Source organism: Paenibacillus sp. Soil766 (genome assembly GCF_001428105.1).
In the GTDB taxonomy this organism is placed as follows: Bacteria; Bacillota; Bacilli; order Paenibacillales; family NBRC-103111; genus Paenibacillus_E.
The window spans coordinates 25,154-46,371 of record NZ_LMSJ01000008.1 but is presented as its reverse complement, the minus strand read 5'-3'; the positions used below and the strand labels follow the sequence as shown (position 1 = coordinate 46,371).

Here is a 21,218-nt window from a genome sequence, read left to right as displayed (position 1 = left end):
GTTAATTTCTTCACATTTCATCAAAAAATCCATTTAACTGGAAAATCCCCAGTTATTTTCCGCCTAATTGCCATTTTCAAACCAAACTAGGCAAATTAACTACATAAAATCCATCTATTCCTCTAAATCCATGGGATTAGTCGAAATTAGCTGTACTTTTTCCATTAAATCGCTTGAGCTGACGAAGCAGAACCATCCCTGCCGCTCGTTGTCTCGCCTCACATGGTGCCTGACCCGCATCCGTACTCCCTTGCTCTACTCACGCGCACTTACATGCTCTACTCCCTAGTGCACTTCCTAACGCACTTCCTAGCTCACTCCCTAGCGCACTTCCTCACACACTCCCTAGCTCACTTCCTTGCTCCCCCTAATAAAATGAAGCCGCCTTCTGCACAACCGACGACATCGGTAGTTGGTACGGACACTTTGCTTCACATAGTGGGACCACTTTACAAGGATCATGGTCTGCACAGCTAGTTATTTTTTCCTGATGCCGCTGGAAAAATCCATCCCCCTTCGGCAGCAAGCCGAATTTCTCCCTGAACTTACTTGCGATCATCACATCAGGGATTGGGATTTCCAGTGGACAGGAGCAATAATTACACCGTCTGCAATCGTGCTCACCTAACTCAACTGCAAGCTGTTCTAGCTCACGGCGCTCCTCAGGACCAACTTCCTTCCTTTGCGCTTCCAAATTCTCTTGCACTTCCTTCACGCTGACCATCCCTGAAATGGTTACATGCACATCCTGGCTATATGGATATCGGATCGCACGATCCACGGGTTGAATAAATCCACCTGACAAGGGCTTCATCGCTACTCGCATCAAGTCCATCTCAGCTGCTTTGGGAATTAGCTCATCCAAGGCGAAGGGCTGTGCCAAGTTCAGATGAAATAATATTTGCGAGAACTGCTCGTTCGCAATCCATTTGACAAGTAAATCTGGTCGATGTCCGGAAATGCCGATAAACCGCACTTTTCCCTCTCGCTGAGCCTCTAACGCAGCCTCGTAGGCGCCGCCGACTTCCATCGCTTTCTTGTATTCCGTAACATTATTCACATAGTGAATTTGTAGTAAATCAACATGATTAGTCTTCATGCGTACTAGGCTTCGCTCAATTTCTGCTTTCGCAGTAGCGTAATCGCGTGCGCCTGTCTTCGTTGCCAAGAAATACTCCTGTCTTCGATGCGAGATACACTCCCCGATAATCTCTTCGCTGTTCCTATAGGCCGCTGCTGTATCTATGTAATTAATGCCATGATCCAAAGCATAATTAAGTGCTTCTCTCGCTTGTTCCAAGGGAACGCTAGGCAAATTCATGGCGCCAAACCCTAATGACGACACTTTATAGCCAGACTTCCCAAATGTTGAATATTTCAAGCCTTATTCCCCCTTAGGTTTGCTGGTTCACAACCAGATTAACTTCCTCTTCGTCTTTCTCATGCTCTCCCGCAAGAGCTTCCTTCTTCACTTCAATATTGTAATACAAGTCAGTTCTACTTTCCATGCTGTCCACTAGGTCACTTACATGCAAAAGCACCTGAGACGAATGCCTCAGGTGCTCTTCCTTTATCTTCTTCCCTCATTTTGATTACCATTGTCGTCCCGATCATTGCTCCCCCAGCCCCAATTGATACCTGGGAATTTCCCGTTGTCATCCCTAGAAAATGGGTTCACCGTAGGTTTACTTGAACTTGTTGGTTTCACTGTAGGCTTCGCAGTAGCTTTTGGTGTTGAAGTAGCCTTTGGTGTTGGAGTAGCTTTTGGCGTTGGAGTTGCCTTCGGTGTCGAAGTTGTTTTTTTCGTTACCGTAGGTTTCTTCCCATCGTCGTCGTCATCATCCTTACGATCCGGCTTTGGGGTTGGTTTGCGATCCTCATTCTTCTCGTTGCCGTTATTCTTATCATTTCCGTTGTTCTTACCATTGTTATTATTGTTATCGTTGTTATTATTTCTGCCGTTATTGTCATTCTTAGATGTTGGTGTCGGCGTCGGTTTCTTAGTCACTTTGCCCGGGGTATTATTCCCTGCATTGTTACCTTTGCCGTTGTTGTTTTTACTGTTTTTATCGTCATCTTTATTAGATGAATTACCCGTACCGGATTTGGCAACCGAAGTTTGCTGAGCACGCTCACTGAGCTTACCTGACTTTTCGTCAGCAAGTAACCTTTGCAAAGTAGACTTATCAATCGGTTTATCTGGTTTAACGAACGTTTGAATACCACCGTTATCCTTCGCCAGTTGATGAATGGAAGTCGTTTTGATGTCATCCAGCGATACTTTCGCACCATTATCAACGGCATTGAGATAGATCGCATATTTCCCTGCGGATACACCACTTGCTTTCGCTTCTTGTCTTACTTCTTGCGGAGCAGCGAAAGCTTGCACTTCATAATTCTTCACTTGGTCCGGATGACTGTCTTCGATATGTTTATTTACCTGAGCTTTCAGCTTCGTCGCAATGGCTTCGTCGTCGACCGTTGTTTTGGCTCCTACAACCGTTGAGGAAATAATAATATCTCCTTCACCTTTCGCCAATGCCCCTTGCTCGGCTTTATCGAGAATATCAGACGTTACATCCTCTAATGTTTTACCTTCAAACACTAAAGCTTGAATCAAATCCTCACCGTCTGTATTAAGTCCATGCAGGTCACGAACAATCTCATTATTATCGATGCCAATTTCAACACTTGGATTAATATCAATGGTTACGTAGGCAACAACACTATTGCCGGGCACACCACCTGACAAGGTTGATACCAGAACGAAGCATACAACAATGGCAGCAGCTAATGCTGACACGACAGCCATTTGCGGTACTTGTAACCGACGCTTCACTGGTGAGTAGAGAATCTCTTCACCTAATTCACAACTGCGCGTCCCCCTTGGCAACTTATCAAAACGCCCCTCTGAATTCATTACAATAATGGAGCTCTCGCTTAATTCCATTACGATCCCCTTGTTCATGCGCTGTTCTTCCTTTCATTCAACTTTCTTCATCACGAATATGTAAGTAATCCCGTAAATATGGATATGGGCCGTTAAAAATAAGTGCAATTGCAATGATGTACTTACGATTTCGTTCCAAGGTCTTTCTAGATACTTGAACTTGCTCGAGCAGCTCTTTAATTGGCAGCTGTCGTTTCGTCAACAGAGTGCGCATAAGCTCTGAATCCTGTGCAAGTGTGCGGCCGATACCGAACAGCATCTGCCTGGAGTCGTCATGTTTGGGGGAGGCATCTGTTAATTCCGAGAAATTAATGTCAAAATCACTTAAGCAGCGATTAAAATCAATAATTTCACTTCGCCTTTCTTCTAAGCCCTTCTGCTTCTCATAGGCTTCGATGGCTTGATGAACCTCAATTGGATTCATTAAGTTATCTTCATCATCTTCTTGATCAAACGAGCTATAAGGGATTTGCCCTTTGAAGCGTTGCTCCTTACGAATAAAATCAATGAGCCTTCGCCTGATAACCGTCTCTGCGAAACCTAGAAATGATCTTCCCATAACCGAAGAATATTGATTAATAGCTTCATTAAAAGCTGCTAAGGCAATGCTAAATTCATCATCTCTTGCGGGATCAATGAATCTCTTGCAAAACCTGCTTGTTACTTTGGCAACATAGGGCTGATAATCTGCAATAAATTGATTCCTTAGTCTTAGGTCTCCCTCTTGAATCTGATGTATGGTTACCTCAAGTGAAGAGGCTTGCGGTTCATTTTTTCCATGGGACTCTTTCTTTCCCAGAAACTTTTTGAATAGTACCAGTAGCACCTTTCCACCTCACAGTATAGTAGTTTCGTCCTTGTATATAACAATTCGGGGGGTACGTATGATGAAATTTATAAATAATTTGCTGATTCATTATAACATAGATATCTAAATGAGCACCTACTGGCAAATAAACCCTTGTTTTACGGTTTCAATTGCTTTATCTATCCTTTATAATATTAAGAAAACCTCTATCACGATGCCCTCTCCGATGAGCAATGTTGAATAGAGGTGGTACGACAGGGAGGTGTTTCATATGGAAGCAAGCAATCACTTTGGTAAGTTTCTTGAAACGTTACGAGGCAAAGCTTCATTGCGTAAAGCAGCTAATAAGAGCGGCCTATCTCATGCATATATTAGAGATTTGGAACTGGGTCGTAATCGAACGACCAATGATGTCATTAAACCTTCTCCCGAGACCTTGAGAAAGTTGGCCCAAGCTTATCAATACCCGTATACGGATTTACTTAAAAAGGCAGGATATCTAGAAGAAACTTCCACTTGGTCGAAGCCAGGGCAAGCCAATCTGGATACGATCTGGTATGTCGAATTTGGAATTCAATCCATTATCTACTATTCAGAGGATGGAATGCGAGAAGAACAAGTCGAATCTCTCGTGGCTTTCACACACTTTATCGAAACATTAACAGAGCATCATTTTGTGAAAATGGATATGCATCTTTTCGTAAATCTGAACAAAATAAAAAAGTATGCCTCCTCAGAAGGCAAACTTTATTTTGATACATATGAAAATGCACCCTTCATCATTGCCGCAGCAATACCACAGAAGAAGTATCATCAAACTATTCTTGATTATGTCGCATTTAATAATGGACACGCATTGGAAGCATTAGGTAATCCATGTCCCTCATCTTTGAAAGCCAAGTTCTTTACTTAGCATGACATAGATGAATAGAATCGTTGCCATACTCAATAACTGAATAGGCATCACGACACTGAATACATTATCACTGAAAGCATGACGGTAGATCATGCCAATAATAACAACGATCATGTATAAGTATACCCCGACATTTTCTCGATTGAACGGAATTCTCGTATAATGCGAAAGAAAGGTAAATCCTAGTCTCCGCTTGTATAGCGTCATGAGGAATACGAATTTACCTAACAGAATTAATATATGCGTCATATAAGAAATGGCAAGATCGTCTTTAATGACATGATAGGCTTCGTCTTGTGTGAAATTGATGCAAACATATACAGTCGTAGAAATGAGAACTGGCATAATGTAGCCCGAAAGTGCTATGAGTAAAGCAGGTACAAACCGATATTTCCATACACACATGAGTAAGATACATAGGATACAAACCAATATTAAAGGCGAATTATTAATTAATGAGAGCAGTGAGCCTACCAGCACAGCTAGCGATATTTGTTTCCAATATGGCTTTATTCGAATCCGAAATAGCAACAAGGAGAATAAGACCATGGGAACAAAATGAATAATAGCTAGTATCAATTTTACCCATGTGAACAATTGCGCTTTCCCTCATTTCTAAGCGACGAAATCATGCTGTAAGCAACTTGACAATTTCTATAATTACATTAAAGAGTATACAAGATATTCGTACTTTTGCCTTCAAAGTGGACTAAGTTGGCTGTTATAGCGTATAAGATGACATAGTTCCTGCTATTGTCTTTGGAAGGATTGGAGTGAGATCAGTAAATGAAGCATGGCTTTACAGTCGCCATCGTAGAAGATAATTACTGGGTAGGTCAATTACTTGAAAGCTATTGTCAGCAATGTGGGTTACAAGTCATTTCAATCGTATCGGACGGGGAACAATTCCTACGGGATTACGATAAGTTACAACCTGATATCCTTCTCATGGATATTGGGCTTGAAGGTAAGTTGGATGGTATCAGCGTTGTGCAGGCTTTACGCCTTGCGGGGTACCAAATGAAGGTCGTTATGGTTAGTGGAACCACGAATACCGAGCATATTTTGACGGCATTTCATGAACTTGATTCTGTCTACTTTCTCTCCAAACCTGTCATGTTGCCGAAATTTCAAGCTGCCATCCGCAAAACGATTGCCGAAATTCAATTAGAGCGAAGCCGCAATTCGCAGGAACCACAGCCTGCCTCAGCAACGTGGATTACAGTTAAAAATCAAAAATCACAACTCCCTATTTCCGAAGATGCCATTCTCTTTGTGGAAAAGGAAGACAAGCGACTCTCCAGAATTCATCTGGTGAACGGTGCTCAAATGGAGTCCAGCTCGAATTTATCGGATATATTGGCTCAAAGCACACCCCATATGTTCAGCCCCTTCAAGGGCTATCTAGTGAACTTGCGACATGTCGTGTCGTTTGTGAAAGAAAGCGGGTTCCCCACTTCTCGGAGATTCATCATTCATTTGAGACATACCTCCGTCAAGATTCCCCTCAGCCGTGATTTGCAAAAGGAATTCGCAAAGCTGCTGCAAGAAGTTAAATGAGTATGAAGAGCCCGTTGCGTATAAGCTAAATAACAGGAAAACCTCCAGCTATTCTTTGGAATTTGCATCGAAAACAGCAAAAACCAGAACATTAACGGGAGGTTTTCCATTTAATTGAAATTTTCATTTAGAAAGCACACCTCTAGGAATTCTTAGAGGTCTTTTTATTTTTCAGCTTGTCACGGCGTGTGCTAAGCATTTGTAATCGTTTCATGAGTTGCTCTTCCCATTCCTGATCCTCAATCGTTTTGGCGAAACCTAACAGATCTAACGCCATGTCAATTTGACAACGAACGATATCCATCGGCTCTTCGCCTTCGTGATTTACGCAATTGTCGTGCAACAAATGATCCTTGCCATCTACGTACTCAATAAAATCGACTTCTGCAGCGCCATCTCCATGGGCATATTCGGCGAGAATTTCATATTCGTTCTCCACCAAATAGTGAACCTCAATATGGTGACATACCGGGCAGAAGAGGATGGGCACATTGTGAATTTGTGTACGTATGTGCTTCAAAGTACCTTTTGTTCCAATCATACTGGCTCCACAGCAAAAACTCATGGGAAATCCCTCCTAATCATCGAACCCGGATTAATTTAATATATTCGTTACAAATGTGTGAAATTCCTTTTTCATAAGTGCAGCTAGAGGATGTCAAATCATTCTAAATGTGTTTGACTAAGCATAATTATAGTAATGACTGATCCATTACGTGTTTTCCGAATTCTTGAGATGAAGGGGAGAGCGGCGTGAACATGATTCCGAGTGTTTCCAGACAGATAGCCTTTGTGCAGTATGACGACCAATCCTCCAGCATGACAGTCCAGTATCATACCGGATTCAGAGCCTCCTACACCAATGTAAAACAAGATGAGTATCTCTTGCTTTTCACATCGCCGAATCGATATGATTCTCTAATGAGACTTACGGAGAGTAGGTACATGGAAGAAAACATCTCAACCAAGTAAGGCATTGAATCACCTTTACCCTCGGCCAATCATGATGAGCAACTGCTAGTGGTACACAAGCAATCTCCCCCCTTTCTTCTGGGGTGGAGATTTTTGGTTTATATGGCGCATATGCTACAATAAAACATAGAACAACATCTATAAACACAATTACTCCTTCTTACAACATAAGTAAGCAGAAAAGGTGAGTCTGATCTCTACTCAAGCACGCCACTTTGCCTTTGATCGCGATACGCTTCATTTACTGGCACAATCCCCTTCCGTCCAGTTTATTTATTGGCAGCTTTCTTCCAGTAAGCAGATGCTCCTGCAAGAGCATTTCCAGAAGGACTGGCGCTCTTTATCTCCTTCACTACGGTTCCACGAAGTCGTCGATCCATCTCCTAACACATCTTGCAGCAACCAACAGCAACCCGCGGGTCGGGTCTCGGAGCTTTTGCTTCCTCCTGGAGATTCATGCTTTCTCAGCGGATTAGCCTCTGGCCAAGCGTATTATGCAAGACTAGGTATCCGAAATGAGCAAGGTTATTTCCTTCCGCTTCTGCATTCCAATATCATTCAAATCCCAGCGATAAGTCTGGATAGCGATCATCATTCAGTCGAAACTGATCATTCTTTTATTTATCAGTTAACGTCTCTTCTTTTACCACAAGTAACGCCCGATGAACATGCGTATTTTTCGGCCTATTCGGTGTATGTACCGAAGAACACTTACCTTGTAGATACGGAATCTGGAGGCGATACTGATTGAGCACTAACGTACAAGGCTATGTTGCTTTGCTCTTGCATGCCCACATCCCTTATGTTCGCCACAATGCATCTGAAATTACGTTAGAAGAACGCTGGTTTTTCGAAGCGGTTGTCGACACGTACCTGCCTCTCATTGACATGATGGAAAAGCTTGTAGAAGATGAAGTGCCGTTTCGCCTTACGTTATCATTGTCTCCACCCCTGCTTGCCATGCTAGAAGATTCACGCATGCATCTGCGACTTCGCAAGCACCTCTCCTCGCTTTGCGAGTTGGGGCAGCGTGAAGTCATTCGCCTGTGGGGTGATGAAGCCTTCGGCCCGCTAGCTAAGCTATACGCGGATCGGTATCATCGGCTCAGCCTCTTATACGATCGCCTCCACGGCGATCTCATTGCCAAGTTCCGCAGCCTCAGCTCCACAGGCTGCTTAGAATTAATTACTTGCGCTGCGACACATGCGTTTCTACCCTTGGTGAAGAACGATGGCACGCTACGCGCGCAGCTCGAGTCGGCGGTACAGGAATTCCGCCGACATTTCGGAGTCGCTCCTGCAGGCATCTGGCTGCCAGAGTGCGGCTATTCGCCTGCGCTTGAGCCACACCTGCAAGCGCTCGATCTACGTTACTTCATCGTAGATACGCATGCGCACACCTTGGCCCGCCGCGAGGGCGCCATTGACAAGGACACAACAGGTCTGCCGCTGCGCACGCCAGGCGGTGCCTGTGCGTTCGCCCGGGATCCCGAGGCCGGCGCCCATGTCTGGAGCGCCGAGGCTGGGTACCCCGGCGACCCCGACTATCGCGAATATTATCGCGATATCGGGTATGACCTCGGCCGCGAAGGCGGGGCCGAATGGGCATACTTGAAGCCCTACGTGCTGCCGAACGGCGCACGCATCCATACGGGCTTCAAGTACTACAGCGTCACCGGCGATGGTGACGCCAAAGTGCCCTACAACCCGGCGCGTGCCGCTCAGAAAGCTCAGCTCCACGCTGAGCATTTCATCGCTAGCCGGGTAGCGCAGGTGCGCCGCCTCGCGGAGCGGCGCCTGGCGTCTGGCGCAGAGGCTGCATCTGCGCCTCAGGAGCCCTCGGTCATCGTATGCCCGTACGATGCCGAGCTGCTTGGCCACTGGTGGTACGAAGGCCACCAGTGGCTCGAAGCCGTGCTGCGCGGCCTTGCCGCGCGCAGCGATGACAGCGTAGTCGTGCAGACGACTACGCTTGGCGGCTACGCCGCCGCCCATGCGCCGACCACCGTAGCTGCGCTACCGGTGTCGAGCTGGGGCCGCGGCGGCTATGCCGAGGTCTGGCTGCAGCCGCGCAGCCAGTGGGTTACGCCGCGGCTGCACGCGGCGGAGGATCGCATGGTGCTGGCTGCGCAGAAGCACCAGGACCCGGCAGCGCTTAGTTCCCTGCAGCTGCGGGCGCTGAATCAGGCAGCGCGGGAGCTCATGCTCGCGCAGAGCAGCGACTGGACGTTTATCCTAGATGCGGATACGGTCACCTCCTACGCGACGAAGCGTATCGAAACGCATTTATCCCAATTCCATAACCTTATGAATACATTAGACAAGGGCGGATCTGACAAAGAGCTAGCCACGCTAGTACACGCTCTGGAACGGAAGACTCCTTTTTTACCAGAGCTTCATTATCGACTTTTTCAGCTATCTTCCACTAATCATGTCCTATTACGCGCATCATCCAGTGTAGATACCGTCATACCTTTAAACGAAGTTGCCGTTACCTCGAACAAAGAGGCTGCGCAACAGAGCCATCCGTCCAAGCTGCGCATTCTCATGCTCGCTTGGGAATACCCGCCGCACGTCATTGGCGGTCTAGCAAGAGCGGTTTGCGATTTATCCAGAGGGCTTGCTGCCGACGGACATTCCGTTCATGTCATCACCTGTCAGTCTCCAGACTGTCTTCCTTATGAAGTTTCCGAGGGTGTCCATATTCATAGAGCGGAAGTCATTCCTACAACCGACTCCTTGCACTTCCTAGATCGCGTATTCCAAATGAATATGGCGTTCACAGATCTCATGTTAGGCTTAGTACGTAAGGGCCTTGTATTCGATCTAGTGCATGCGCATGACTGGCTTGTGTACTACACAGCACATGTCGCCAAACATCAAATGCACCTCCCGCTTCTAGCAACAATTCACGCTACGGAAACAGGACGTAATCTTGGAAAGCTCGAGTCACCGCTTCAGAAGCGGATTCATACCATAGAAGGTAAATTAACAGAAGCGGCCGATCATCTCATCGTATGCAGTGTAGCCATGGGGCAGGAAATTAAGACGCTCTTTCATATTCCTATTCACCAAATAACCGTAATTCCAAACAGTGTTTCTCCCTTGCCTAAGCCCGACCCAGCGTTATTCACGATGAATCCACTGCTTGCTAACGCGATTCCTCATAGCGAGGCGCCGCAGCGCGTCCTTGCTTTTCTAGGCCGTCTTGTATATGAAAAAGGTGTACACACTCTTCTGACCGCGATGCCGCAAGTACTCGCCAAATGCCCGGACGCCAAACTCGTCATCGCTGGAAGCGGTCCTGAGCGAGATAGCTTAGAGGAACTCGCTCTTAGCTTTGGAGACCGCGTATGCTTCACAGGCTTTCTCGATGAGGCTGACAAGAGCTTACTTTTACAAAAGGCAGAAATTTGTATTTTCCCAAGTCTCTATGAGCCCTTCGGATTAGTCGCGTTGGAAGCGATGGTCAGCGGGACGCCTCTCATCGTTTCAGATACGGGAGGCCTTGCAGAGATTGTCAGCCACGGGGTTAACGGATGTACATGTCCCGCAGGCGACAGGGATGCGTTAGCCGCACAAATCATTCAGTTATTAGATCAACCGCAGTATGCATCTAAGCTCGCTTCTACCGCCTTACGTACCGTTCATAGCGAATATAACTGGAAAAGAATTGGATCTATGACAACTCACGTTTACGAGGCAGTGATTTCACTTCTAGCTACTACTACCAGTCATTCCCCGCATCAAAAGGAAATAATCAAATAATTTGGATATCTACACCAAATGAAAGCGTGACCAGTGAGAATTTTCAGTTTTTTTTCAAAGAATCATTGATTCCTTTGTCAGAATTAGGTAACCTAATTGCAAGACATGTGCTCCATCGTTCAGTCCTCCTGGCCTGATCTGAATGCGCGATCAAACAAAAGAGTGGGGAAGTGATTGTATTGCCAAGACATCTGGTCATCGGAAATGGAAAATTCCTTATTAACCTCGATCAGCATTCCTACATGCGAGATCTGTACTATCCTTTCGTAGGCCAGCTTAACCATATTGGCGGTTATCAGTGCCGTGTTGGTGTATGGATAGATGGCGACTTCGCATGGCTGAATGCCCCTGAGTGGCAATTCAAGCTTGCCTATGTGGAGGATTCCCTCGTCACAGAAGTGACAGCTACACATCCCGGCCTCGGTGTTACTCTACTTATGAATGACGGTGTTCACCAGCGTGAGGATATTTATTTGAAGCGAATTCACATTACCAATCACACGAATACGGTTCGTGAAGTACGTATGTTCTTCAACCAGGATCTGCTCATTAATGAGACGGAAGTTGGCGATACAGCCGCGTACTACCCATCAACGAATACCGTCTTTCATTATAAAAAGGATCGTTACTTCATGTTTAACGGAAGTACTGGCACAGAAGGGATTTATCAATACTCCACTGGTGTCAAAAGGTTCTACAACGCCGAAGGTACATGGCGGGATGCTGAAGATGGTCATCTGATGGGCAATGCCATCGCACAAGGCTCTGTTGACAGCACGATCTCCTTCCGACTGTTCGTCCCTCCTAACGGCAACCAAACACTTTACTATTGGATGGGTGCAGGCAAGAATCTGGAGGAAGTGAAGAAGCTCGATTCCTATGTCAAAGACAGCCACCCAGGCAAGCTGCTTGACCGTGTGACCGTGTACTGGCAGCGTTGGGCGAACAAAATAGATCGCGATTACTTCGATCTCACACCTGAAGTGCAACGTCTCTTCAAACAAAGCCTGTTGCTCGTTCGCACGCAAACTGATGTGAATGGGGCAATCATTGCTGCGAATGATTCTGACATCATGCAGAGCAACCGAGATCATTACAGCTACATGTGGCCACGCGATGGTGCGTTAATCGCTTATTCCATGTCCATGGCTGGCTACCAGGGAATGATTATTCCGTTCTTTAACTTCTGTGCAAATGTCCTGTCACCTGAAGGTTATTTGCATCACAAATACAATCCGGACGGCACCGTAGGCTCCAGCTGGCATCCCTACATTCATTCCGGTCGCGTGCAGCTTCCGATTCAGGAAGACGAAACGGCGCTTGTATTATATGCACTCTGGCAGGATTTCCAGAAAAATGGAAGCTTGGAGTTTGCTCAATCTTTGTATCGCAATCTCATTCGCAGAGCGGCAAGATTCATGTCCACTTACATTGATCAAGAACTGAATCTGCCGAAGCCGAGCTACGATCTGTGGGAAGAACGCTACGGGATCTATACCTTCACGGCATCTGCTGTGTACGGGGGATTGATCGCTGCTTCGAACTTCAGCAACCTGTTTGGAGATGAGGAGCGCAGCAATCGCTACAAGCATACCGCGGAGAAAATTAAATCCGGTATTCTGAAACATTTGTGGGATGAAGGCGAGCAACGCTTCGTTCGCGGCTTGTATATGGAAGACGGCCAATGGGTTAAGGATATGACGTTGGAAAGCTCCGTGTACGGTATTTTTGAGTTCGGCGTACTGCCTGCTGACGATCCACGTGTGGTAAGCACGATGTTAGCTAACAAAGAAGGTCTGATGATCAAAACCGAAGTCGGTGGCTCCGCCCGTTATCATCATGATTATTACTTCCAACGCTCCACCGATATTGAGAAAGTGCCAGGGAATCCTTGGATCATTTGTACCCTCTGGATCGCAGAATGGGAAATTGAGTATGCCAAAACGGTTGCCGATCTCGAGGCTCCACGCAAAACGCTCGAATGGGTCGTCAAACATGCCATGGAAAGCGGCGTGTTATCTGAGCAATTGGATCCTTTCTCCGGCGAACCGGTGTCTGTAGCTCCACTTACTTGGTCGCATGCGACCTATGTATTGACTGTGGTCAAATATCTGAACAAATATAAACAGCTTTTAGGGAAATAAACGTTAGTAAATGGAGGACAGGAGTCATTCTTGTCCTCCTTTCATTTCCGACCATAGGGGGATCTGGTTTTGGGGAATTTGAATTTCTACATCTTATGTATCATCATTCTGTATTTGCTTTATGTAATGGTTTCCCGCATTCGTAAGAGAATGAAATTGAAGAAATCAGACCTTCCACCGCTTGGAAAGTCTCGTAGAAAAAGAGCTGTTGCAGGCGATTCAAGTAACTGGCATGACACAGCTATCTATGATCATAACCCTGGGCGTGCTCACCACAATCATCACCACAGCAGCCATGGGGATGACCATTGCGGTGATTCCGGGGATTCGGGAGATTCTGGAGGGGATTCTGGAGGAGACTCGGACTAGCCCCTTTCTTTTCCAACCGAATTAGCCCGTTATTTTATCAAGGAGGTTGTGTATGGCTACGATCATCACTATTGTCATATTCGTAATTGTCGTTCTGTTTCTTTTTTCTGCTTTCTCCCACGAGTCTAAGCGCAGGCAACAGCGAAGACGCCGACATGACAACCATGACGCTAGCTATAGCGGCTTTGCTAGTGACTCCTCTCCGTATGAGGATAATCGTCATCATGGTGGACATGGGCATCACGGTGCTCATAGTGACCATGGGCACTCCCATGACAGCGGCGGAAATAGTGGTGGTGGAGATTCTGGTGGCGGCGGCGATGGTGGTGGCGGTGGCGGGGACTAAGCCAATTCTACTCGAAACAACCATCCCCTATCATATGGCGACTCATACAACAGCATGGTGGTGCGCTCTACCAACATATTCACAGCTATCACCTTCCCTGTCACAGGAGAAAATAAGTCAAATTCATCAACAGCCGTTTCGATGGTGCTCATGAATGCCCCTTTCGCTAGCTCGGCCCCCTTCTCTGGCAGCTCTATGAATAGAATCATGCTCCATTTCTCTAAAGCATCCTCTGTAAACCCAATTACAGCTTCGTTACCTTCTTTACGTATCCAAAATAAATTTTCTGTCGTAATGCTATCCATACTCGGACCTCCTTAACAAGAAAAGCCCCTCCGCCCGCATTCGCATGCTAACCGAGGGGCCTTCCTATGTAGTTACAACTTATTTAACAACCAAGTTTTTGTCGCCTGGTTTCCAGTTCATTGGGCACAATCCGCCGGATTGTAGCGCTTGAAGCACACGAAGTGTTTCTTCTACGCTGCGGCCTACGTCGTTGTGGTTAACAACTTCGTATTTCAATTCGCCTTCTGGATCGATGATGAATAGACCGCGAAGCGCGATACCTTCTTCTTCGATTAGAACGCCATAATCACGTGCAACGGATTTCGTAATGTCAGCAGCAAGTGGGAATGCCAATTTGCCAAGACCATTATCGTTAACCGGTGTGTTTATCCACGCTTTGTGAGTGTGAATGCTGTCGATGGAAACACCTAGAATTTCAGTGTCCAATGCTTTGAATTGATCAGCAGCATAGCTAAGTGCTGTGATTTCAGTCGGACATACGAATGTGAAGTCCAATGGGTAGAAGAAAAGAACTAACCATTTTCCTTTGTAATCGGACAAAGATGCTTTACCAAATGCTGTACCGTCACCTGTAGCTGTCTCCATTGTAAAATCAGGAGCTTGTTTACCAACTAAACGTTCTGCCATGGGTATAATTCCTCCTCAAAATCTATCTTAATCTATATTATCCGTATAAAATGGTATCATCCCCCTACTTGAAAGTCAATAATTAGATCGTATACTAGATAATAATTATTTTAATCCATGGAGGATAACCTCGTATGAACACATTCCTTCCTCTTCATACGTTTTTGGATAGATTACTCCCGCTCACGGAGGACCAAAAAGAGCGTTTCACAAGCTTATTCACGGTTACGACGCTGGCCAAAGGCGAACATTTACTCCGAACCGGCGATCATTTGTCCCATTTATATTTCAACTTATCCGGCTGCTTTCGCTTATATTACAGCACCTATGATGGTAAAGAGCGCATTAAATCCTTTTGCGCGGCGAATGACTTCATCACATCATATAGCGCCCTACTAACGGACAGTCCCTCTCCATTTTCTATACAAGCCCTAGAACCCGCCAAGTTGCTTCGCATATTTTACCCTGACTTCTTGACCTTAATTGCGGAAGATCCTATCTGGGAGCGTTTGGCTAGAAAAATGGCTGAAAGCCTATATGTGAAAAAGGAACGACGCGAGATGCAGCTACTCACCCTTTCCGCTGAGGATCGCTACCGCTCTTTCTTAGAAGAATTTGGCGTTTTGGCAAAGAAGATTCCCCAATACTATATCGCATCCTATCTAGGCATTACTCCTGTCGCGCTGAGTCGGATACGCGCGAAGTGGCGGAATTCATAAGCAGAAACAGAATCGATTAACCTATGTTAATGAGATTCGCGGTAAATCCCCTTATGCTGAATGATATCCCCCTTTCGAAAGGATGTAGCTCAATATGAAACTAACCGGTCATTGCATACTCATTACAGGAGGTTCTGCAGGCATCGGCTTCGCACTCGCCAAACGCCTTGTGGAGATGGGCAATCAAGTGATTATTGCCAGCAGAAACGGCAATCGATTAGAACAAGCCGTACAAGCTTGCCCTGCACTCATTGCCTACCCTTGTAACTTGGAGAATCCAGCGGATATCGATATCTTTACCCAGGAAGTACTGAAGGCGCATCCCGACCTGAGTATTCTCATCAACAATGCCGGTATCCAATTAAACTATGATTTCCTTCGAGAACCCGATACCTCGAATAAAATCAATCGTGAAATCCAGATCAATCTTACTTCAACGATTCAGTTGTGCAGCAGCTTTCTATCACATTTTACCAAGAAGCCTCACGCTGCCATCGTGAATGTGTCCTCAGGACTTGGTCTTGCCCCTAAGAAATCGGCCCCCGTGTACTGTGCCACCAAAGCTGCGGTCCATCTCTTCACTAAGAGTTTGCGCTATCAATTGGAAGCAACGAATGTGAAGGTTTTTGAGATTATCCCACCGCTCGTCAGCACCGAAATGACAGAAGGAAGAGGCAAGGGGAAAATCACACCAGATCAGCTTGTAGACGAATTCATACAGGGTTTTGAGCGTGATCGTTATGAAATTCTGATTGGCAAAGTAAAGCTTCTGCGACTTATCCAGCGTATCTATCCGTCGGTAGCGGATAAGCTTCTGAAAAATGGGTAGAAATGATCCTGCCCACGTCCTGCTATGAAAATAAGCTCGCATTCCCGAAGCAAATCTGCTTCGAAATTGCGAGCTTATTTATATCTTTATTTGCGCATAGCGTCAACAATCAATTGACCCATTGCAAGCGTACCGATCGCTGTGCTCTTATCCACTGCGATGTCGCCTGTACGGTGACCAGCGTCTAACACTTCTTTCACTGCGCGCTCGATGGAATCCGCAGCTTCGTGGTAGCCGAAAGTCAAACGGAACATCAAAGCAACGGAAAGGATTGTTGCGATAGGGTTGGAGATACCTTGACCTGCGATATCAGGTGCTGATCCGTGTACCGGCTCGTACAAGCCGAATGCGCCTTCGCCTAGGGAAGCGGATGCTAGCATCCCGATGGAGCCTGTCAGCATAGCTGCTTCGTCGCTCAAAATGTCTCCGAACATGTTCTCTGTTACGATAACATCAAAGGAGGACGGACGGCGAAGCAATTGCATCGCACAGTTATCAACCAATACGTGCTCAAGCTCAACATCTGGGTAGTCAGCCGATACACGGATGACTACTTCACGCCATAGGCGGGATGTTTCAAGTACGTTCGCTTTATCAACGGAAGCAAGTTTCTTGCGACGTGTGCGTGCGATGTCAAAAGCTTGACGCGCAATACGCTCGATTTCACTTACACTGTAAGCACATGTATCAACAGCTTCTTGACCGTTAGCTGTTTCACGACGGAATTTCTCACCGAAGTAAATACCGCCAGTCAACTCACGAACAACGATCAAATCAGTGCCTTCAAGAACTTCTGGTTTCAATGTGGAAGCTTCTTTCAAGCAATCAAAGATGAACGCAGGACGGATGTTGGAGAACAAACCAAGCGCTTTGCGAATACCTAGAAGACCTGTTTCAGGACGAAGCTCTTTGGAATTGTTGTCCCATTTCGGACCGCCAACTGCTCCAAGAAGTACAGCGTCTGCGGATTGACAAACTTTCAACGTTTCTTCCGGAAGCGGTGTACCTTTCTCATCGATTGCAATACCGCCGAAAAGCGCGTGTTCTGTTTCAAACTGATATCCGAATAATTCCTCGGTACGTTTTAATACTTTTTCTGCTTCTGCAACGACTTCTGGACCAATACCGTCCCCAGCGATAACCGCAATTTTTTTAACATCAGCCATGACAATCATTCACTCCTTATTGTAGCAAACCTAGTTTGTTAGTATTCCAATCGTTATATCCTGCTATCATTGTATCATAAGCAGACTCTCCTCTTTAGATATAAAAGCTATCGCATTTATAGGTTTCACCTATTAACATAGTTCAATTACTATTCTAATACCCCAATACTTTTGATGATCACTTTAGGTGAAACATTTACTGTTGCTTCAGATAACGCTTTTCCCCAATTATCCTCTACCTTCTTCCAGTTTTTATACTGATATGCACGTACATGGACGCCAAACTGAAAGGGACCTATTTGATATTTTTGAGCTTTCTTGATTAGAGCCGCGCATTCTTCTTTCAATTTTTTTTCAATGGCTTGTTCTAACTGTTTTTTCTTCTCCTCTACGTCTAGTTCAAACAGCCTCTCCGTCAAATCGAGCTTTACCTTCATCCCAATATCTATTGTCAAATGATCATCTTCGAATTTCGCCTTGATCTTAGGCTTTCCTTTTTTGATATTAAAGCTCACATAGGACATTTCTTTGTTCGTATGGAACATTTCAGGAGAAAGTTGAAACGTTAACGGAATGCTATTTTTCGTATTACCCTGCAATAAGATGAGCAGAGAACTCTCTTGATGATTCAAAGAGGTCGCGTAAGTACCGTCTTTATGTAAAAGAACAGTACCTGAAATGATGAGTTCATTTTTCACAGGTTTCATTTCAGTTAAAACAGGCGTCATTCCTTTATCCTTTATTTGTTGATGAAATTGTTGTAGTGAGGTTTGCACGGTGACTCTGCTCTTATAAGTGCTTTCTACAAGATCTTTGATCACGGTTGCGATTCGGCCTTTATCACTCATGTTCGTATACATCACATCTTTAACCGTCCCATTAATCACAATCACATTCGCATTAATCTCATTTCGGGAATCACGGAAGAGAACATCTAGATAGGGAAATGGGTTCCTTTGCTCGAGTAGTTTTTTTCCTATGAGGAGATTTTGTGATTTTCCGTAAGCAAAGATACCGCTTGTCTTACTATTAATTTGCCCTTTTGATTTGCGCAACGTATTAGCTCTTGCGAATGAGATTTTATATCGATCTGTGGCTTCTTTCGTGAAAACAGGAGATGATGTGTACACGACTAACTTATTATTCTCATCAAAATCAATAGCCTCTGTAAGAACAAACTGTTGATTCTCTATATATACGGCTTTACCGCACCCTGATACGATCATTAAAACGACCAATGTCAAAGAAATGCTATTGTATTTTTTCATGATTTCGCTTCCTTTCTCACGAAATGAAAAATCCATCCGTAAATCCACAGAAAAATCGGGAATACGAAAGCACTATATACACCTGTTATCCCCCATAAATTGGCCATTTGAGTTATTTGGGAAGAAGTCGGGATAAAAAAGAATGGCAATAAGATCCAAAGGAATAGGAGTATTCGTAAAACGTTTCGATGATCCTGCTTGCCTATTAATTGACTTATTCCTAGTGCAGCCGTGTAGAGATAAGGAATAATCGTCATAAATATCATAAACAAATAAAAGCTCAGACAAATGATCTCCAGTCGTTCCATAAAAGGCAACCGGATAACCTTCAATAAATTAAGCACGGGATATACGTAATCCGTAACCTCACTCGGAGCGAATCTAATAAAACAAGCTATTGTAGTCATTACATAGACGATCATCGATAATGAATTTGCAATAACAATTCCCTTGGATGCTGATTTCTTGTCCTTTAGAAAAGGATAAAGAATAAAAACCAGTTCAAATCCAAGAAAAGAATAAATGGTTGATTTTATGGTAGATAGAATGGGAAACACGCCAACTTTTCCTATTGGAAAAAGGTACATCCATTGGATATCCTTTAGTGCAAATAACAATAAGATAGGTATCCACAAAGTGACCATCAAAACAAGCTCAGCGAAGAGTCCGATCATCCTTATTCCTTGTTTGGTAATCATATAAATGGGAATGACAAATAGGATCATCAAGATGTAGTTCCGTATATCCTGAACGATCCATATTTTTATGATATGAATCGTTGCAAACATAGCTAGACTTGCTGAATATGCCGCAAACATAATCCATACTGCTCCTAAACCTTTACCCAACCACTTCCCAAAATATGTAGATAAAAGTTCGAATATCGTATGCTCGGGATTTTTCTCCATAATTCGTATGATGACTAAGCTTAGCAGCATAGACGCCATCCACCCCAATACAATCGATATCCAACCGTCGGTACCTGCCGTTTTAGCTAAATCGCGGGGCAAGGATAGGACACTTCCACATCGGGAGTCGAATCCATACGTCTTTCCAATCTGACAGTCGGATGGGAGCAACCGGACTTCCATAAGAGACGCCAAACGATTCCATCGAAATAAGGTGCACCCCGATAATCATCATACCAATCACAATCCCCACCATACCGAACGCAGCTGCCAGAATCATCATTGGAAAGCGAAGCAGCCGCAGCGAGGAGGACATATCATAATCAGGGATAATAAAAGAGGAAATAGCTGTGATGGCAACGATAATCACCATAATATTACTTACAATCCCTGCTTGCACAGCCGCCTGACCGATGACAATACCCCCGACGACACCTATTGTTTGTCCAATAGGGCCTGGTAGACGCAAACCTGCTTCCCTCAACATTTCTAGGGCCAGCTCCATAAGAAACGCCTCAACAATCGGTGGAAAAGGTACCTTTACTCTGGATTCTCCAATCGATATTAACAGGGCCAAAGGAAGTAATTCATAATGAAACGAAACAATGGCTATATAGAAAGCCGATAAAGAGATCGTCGTAATTAAGGCTAGAAAGCGCAATAAACGTAGGAAGGTGGCTATGGTCCACCGATTGCTGTAATCATCAACACTTTGAAAGAATGATGAGAAGGTTACAGGAGCCACGATTACACTGGGCGAGTGATCGACAACGACAACTATTCTTCCTTGTAAAATATGGGCTGCAGCCGAATCGGGACGTTCCGTCATAATTAATTGTGGAAACAAACTTATCGGGTGATCTTCAATATACTCCGCTAATTCTCCCGTATTCAAAATGGCATCCACATTAATTTGGGAAAGTCGATCCTCCATTTCTTTCACAATATTAGGTTGTATGACATCTTCGAGATACATGATAGACACTCTCGTATTTCCCCGAGATCCAACGTTGAATTCTTTTATTTTCAGTTCTCGATTAGGAAGATAGCGTCTGATTAAAGCAATATTTTGACCGGAAGTTTCGACAAACCCTTGATGTGACCCTTTTAGCGTGGATTCGATTTGCGGCTCTTTAATCGCTCTTTGAGGCCAGCCTTGTATATGTAAAACAAGTGAACGCGTCTGCCCCTGAATAATTAGGATGCTTTTACCTTGAAAAATAGCATTTTCAATATCTGACCATAAGGAGATCATTTCTGTTTTTGCAATCGTAATGGAAGAGTTCCAAATATCGTTAATCGACTCGAGTTCATACATAAGCGGGTATAAGATGTTATTATTTATCGCGGATTTATCAATGAGCCCTTCTAAATAGACAAGAACGGCATTTTCCCCAGTTCTTAATTGAAACTGACGTGTAACAAGATCTGGAGCAAAAGTAAAAAATGTTTGCAGGGTACCGAGGTCATTTTCAAGGACTCCTGAAATCGTTTGATGTAAAGGAACAGATGATTGATTGCTTGGATCTGATTTCATTCCTTTTAACCATCTCCGAATCGAT

The 21,218-nt window shown here is 44.8% G+C and carries 21 protein-coding genes; 10 read left to right on the top strand and 11 right to left on the bottom strand.

The window, feature by feature from the left end:
* Nucleotides 1-367: 367 nt before the first annotated feature.
* The 3 genes from ASG89_RS07150 to sigI form a co-directional block, all read right to left on the bottom strand.
* A complete protein-coding gene (locus ASG89_RS07150) occupies nucleotides 368-1,381 on the bottom strand; it encodes an aldo/keto reductase (RefSeq protein WP_057309906.1) in 1,014 nt (337 codons plus the stop codon).
* A gap of 189 nt (nucleotides 1,382-1,570) precedes the next feature.
* Complete coding sequence (locus tag ASG89_RS07145; protein ID WP_057309905.1) at nucleotides 1,571-2,968, bottom strand: anti-sigma factor domain-containing protein; 1,398 nt, start codon at nucleotides 2,966-2,968, stop codon at nucleotides 1,571-1,573.
* Nucleotides 2,969-2,987: 19 nt separating this feature from the next.
* Nucleotides 2,988-3,776 carry an RNA polymerase sigma factor SigI gene (gene sigI, locus ASG89_RS07140; protein ID WP_057309904.1) on the bottom strand — a complete coding sequence of 263 codons (789 nt, stop codon included), beginning with the start codon at nucleotides 3,774-3,776 and terminating at the stop codon, nucleotides 2,988-2,990.
* Nucleotides 3,777-4,029: 253 nt separating this feature from the next.
* Between sigI and ASG89_RS07135 the strand changes: the two genes are divergently transcribed.
* Entirely contained in the window at nucleotides 4,030-4,671 is a 642-nt protein-coding gene (locus ASG89_RS07135; RefSeq protein WP_057309903.1) for a helix-turn-helix domain-containing protein, read from the top strand.
* On the opposite strand, the gene ASG89_RS07130 is transcribed toward ASG89_RS07135, so the two are convergent.
* On the bottom strand, nucleotides 4,642-5,271 hold the full coding sequence (locus tag ASG89_RS07130) for a hypothetical protein (RefSeq protein ID WP_057309902.1): 630 nt from the start codon (nucleotides 5,269-5,271) through the stop codon (nucleotides 4,642-4,644). The genes ASG89_RS07135 and ASG89_RS07130 overlap by 30 nt on opposite strands.
* Before the next feature lie 189 nt (nucleotides 5,272-5,460).
* Here ASG89_RS07130 and ASG89_RS07125 point away from each other — a divergent pair, with 189 nt between their 5' ends.
* Complete coding sequence (locus tag ASG89_RS07125; protein WP_057309901.1) at nucleotides 5,461-6,234, top strand: LytR/AlgR family response regulator transcription factor; 774 nt, start codon at nucleotides 5,461-5,463, stop codon at nucleotides 6,232-6,234.
* Nucleotides 6,235-6,376: 142 nt separating this feature from the next.
* Here the strand turns inward: ASG89_RS07125 and ASG89_RS07120 are convergent, their stop codons facing one another.
* Nucleotides 6,377-6,799, bottom strand: a complete 423-nt coding sequence (locus ASG89_RS07120; protein WP_057309900.1) for a hypothetical protein — start codon at nucleotides 6,797-6,799, stop codon at nucleotides 6,377-6,379.
* 194 nt (nucleotides 6,800-6,993) lie between these two features.
* Here ASG89_RS07120 and ASG89_RS07115 point away from each other — a divergent pair, with 194 nt between their 5' ends.
* The 6 genes from ASG89_RS07115 (at nucleotide 6,994) to ASG89_RS07090 (ending at nucleotide 13,833) form a co-directional block, all read left to right on the top strand.
* Nucleotides 6,994-7,206 carry a KTSC domain-containing protein gene (locus ASG89_RS07115; RefSeq protein ID WP_235549653.1) on the top strand — a complete coding sequence of 71 codons (213 nt, stop codon included), beginning with the start codon at nucleotides 6,994-6,996 and terminating at the stop codon, nucleotides 7,204-7,206.
* A gap of 184 nt (nucleotides 7,207-7,390) precedes the next feature.
* Nucleotides 7,391-7,957, top strand: a complete 567-nt coding sequence (locus ASG89_RS07110; RefSeq protein WP_057309898.1) for a DUF4912 domain-containing protein — start codon at nucleotides 7,391-7,393, stop codon at nucleotides 7,955-7,957.
* A complete protein-coding gene (locus ASG89_RS07105; RefSeq protein WP_057309897.1) occupies nucleotides 7,954-10,974 on the top strand; it encodes a 1,4-alpha-glucan branching protein domain-containing protein in 3,021 nt (1,006 codons plus the stop codon). Before ASG89_RS07110 ends, ASG89_RS07105 begins: the two co-directional genes overlap by 4 nt.
* Nucleotides 10,975-11,153: 179 nt before the next feature.
* On the top strand, nucleotides 11,154-13,118 hold the full coding sequence (locus ASG89_RS07100; RefSeq protein ID WP_057309991.1) for a glycoside hydrolase family 15 protein: 1,965 nt from the start codon (nucleotides 11,154-11,156) through the stop codon (nucleotides 13,116-13,118).
* A gap of 181 nt (nucleotides 13,119-13,299) precedes the next feature.
* Nucleotides 13,300-13,512, top strand: coding sequence for a hypothetical protein (locus tag ASG89_RS36180; RefSeq protein ID WP_157276551.1), 213 nt, complete (start codon nucleotides 13,300-13,302; stop codon nucleotides 13,510-13,512).
* A gap of 27 nt (nucleotides 13,513-13,539) precedes the next feature.
* Nucleotides 13,540-13,833, top strand: coding sequence for a hypothetical protein (locus tag ASG89_RS07090; protein ID WP_057309895.1), 294 nt, complete (start codon nucleotides 13,540-13,542; stop codon nucleotides 13,831-13,833).
* On the opposite strand, the gene ASG89_RS07085 is transcribed toward ASG89_RS07090, so the two are convergent.
* Entirely contained in the window at nucleotides 13,830-14,138 is a 309-nt protein-coding gene (locus ASG89_RS07085) for a glycine cleavage system protein H (protein WP_057309894.1), read from the bottom strand. The genes ASG89_RS07090 and ASG89_RS07085 overlap by 4 nt on opposite strands.
* A 79-nt stretch (nucleotides 14,139-14,217) precedes the next feature.
* Nucleotides 14,218-14,766, bottom strand: coding sequence for a peroxiredoxin (locus ASG89_RS07080; RefSeq protein WP_028554012.1), 549 nt, complete (start codon nucleotides 14,764-14,766; stop codon nucleotides 14,218-14,220).
* A gap of 134 nt (nucleotides 14,767-14,900) precedes the next feature.
* Here ASG89_RS07080 and ASG89_RS07075 point away from each other — a divergent pair, with 134 nt between their 5' ends.
* Together ASG89_RS07075 and ASG89_RS07070 are read left to right on the top strand one after the other, a co-directional pair.
* Nucleotides 14,901-15,485: a Crp/Fnr family transcriptional regulator gene (locus ASG89_RS07075; protein WP_057309893.1), complete on the top strand. Its 585-nt coding sequence runs from the start codon at nucleotides 14,901-14,903 to the stop codon at nucleotides 15,483-15,485.
* A 94-nt stretch (nucleotides 15,486-15,579) separates the two neighbouring features.
* Nucleotides 15,580-16,314, top strand: a complete 735-nt coding sequence (locus ASG89_RS07070) for an SDR family oxidoreductase (RefSeq protein WP_057309892.1) — start codon at nucleotides 15,580-15,582, stop codon at nucleotides 16,312-16,314.
* Between the two features lie 86 nt (nucleotides 16,315-16,400).
* Here ASG89_RS07070 and leuB read toward each other — a convergent pair whose 3' ends face one another.
* The 4 genes from leuB to ASG89_RS07050 all read right to left on the bottom strand — a co-directional run bounded on the left by leuB (nucleotide 16,401) and on the right by ASG89_RS07050 (nucleotide 21,193).
* Nucleotides 16,401-17,480, bottom strand: coding sequence for a 3-isopropylmalate dehydrogenase (gene leuB / locus ASG89_RS07065; RefSeq protein ID WP_057309891.1), 1,080 nt, complete (start codon nucleotides 17,478-17,480; stop codon nucleotides 16,401-16,403).
* Nucleotides 17,481-17,629: 149 nt separating this feature from the next.
* Nucleotides 17,630-18,748 carry a Ger(x)C family spore germination protein gene (locus tag ASG89_RS07060; protein ID WP_057309890.1) on the bottom strand — a complete coding sequence of 373 codons (1,119 nt, stop codon included), beginning with the start codon at nucleotides 18,746-18,748 and terminating at the stop codon, nucleotides 17,630-17,632.
* A complete protein-coding gene (locus ASG89_RS07055; protein WP_063867760.1) occupies nucleotides 18,745-19,839 on the bottom strand; it encodes a GerAB/ArcD/ProY family transporter in 1,095 nt (364 codons plus the stop codon). Before ASG89_RS07055 ends, ASG89_RS07060 begins: the two co-directional genes overlap by 4 nt.
* Entirely contained in the window at nucleotides 19,739-21,193 is a 1,455-nt protein-coding gene (locus tag ASG89_RS07050) for a spore germination protein (RefSeq protein WP_057309990.1), read from the bottom strand. Before ASG89_RS07050 ends, ASG89_RS07055 begins: the two co-directional genes overlap by 101 nt.
* Between the last annotated feature and the right edge of the window lie 25 nt (nucleotides 21,194-21,218).